This window comes from Taklimakanibacter deserti (assembly GCA_003574785.1).
The window spans coordinates 1-1,088 of record QORU01000040.1; the positions used below are offsets into that span (position 1 = coordinate 1).

Consider the following 1,088-nt stretch of genomic DNA (forward strand, 5'->3'; position numbering starts at 1 on the left):
CCCTCGCTCGGCGATGTCGCCCGTCCACCCTCCGGCTACAACCGTCGGGGAGCTTGGGATCTTCGCTGTTCTCACGCACAACCGAACAGTCGCTGGTTCACAGACGCAAGAACAAGGCAGGTTACCGTGATTAAGACTTTCTGTGGAGTGGATACTTCGAAGCAGCACCTCGATGCCCGCATTGTGCCGGGCGAGGCCTTTGCCCGCTTTGCCAACGATGCCGCTGGCATTGCCAAGCTTGCTGCCTTCTGTGCCGAGCACAAGGCGGACCTGGTGGTGATGGAGGCCACCGGCGGCTTCGAGCGCCTGGCCTTCACACTGCTGTGGGAGGCGGGTGTGGCCTGTGCCATCGTCAATCCCAGAAGTGTGCGCCAGTACGCCGAAGCGATGGGCTTCCTCGAGAAGACCGACCGCATCGATGCCTTCGTCATCGCTCACTTTGCCCGCAACAAGGATCTCAAGCCGACGCTGCCTGCAAGTAAAAACCAATGCCGTCTCAAGGGTTTGGTGGTCAGGCTTCGGCAGCTGACCGACGATCTCGTCGTCAACCAGCAGCGCCGTCGCCAAGTCGAGGATGACGAGATCAGGGCTACCTTCGATGAGATCATCGCCCTCTTCAAGCGCCAGTCGCGTCGACTGGAAGGTGAGATCGCCTCGCTGATCGATGATGATCCGTTGTGGGCTGTCCTCAACGAGACCTTCCGCACCGTGAAAGGCGTTGCCGACCGCACCGTGGCTCGCATCATGGCGGAATTGCCTGAGATCGGAACCTACGACAACAAGGCTATCGCCAAGCTTGTCGGTCTTGCTCCACTGGCTAATGACAGCGGCAAGAAGAACGGCAAACGTTCGATCCGCGGCGGGCGTAGCGGAGTGCGCTCCATCCTCGTCCTCGTCGCCGGCACCGCAAGGCGCTATGATGATAGTCTTGCTGACTTCCATCGTAGGTTGACCGCTGCAGGAAAGCCCAAAATGGTCGTTCGGGTCGCTCTTGCTCACAAGCTTCTCGTCCGCCTCAATGCCAAAGCACGCGATGCGCGAGCGCAATATGCAAATGCAACTTGACACCCCAGATAGTCGCTCCCCGC

The 1,088-nt window shown here is 59.8% G+C and carries 1 protein-coding gene; it reads left to right on the forward strand.

The window, feature by feature from the left end; translation table 11 throughout:
- Window positions 1-126 precede the first annotated feature (126 nt).
- A complete protein-coding gene (locus tag DS839_RS35790; protein WP_119275349.1) occupies window positions 127-1,065 on the forward strand; it encodes an IS110 family RNA-guided transposase in 939 nt (312 codons plus the stop codon).
- Window positions 1,066-1,088 lie beyond the last annotated feature (23 nt).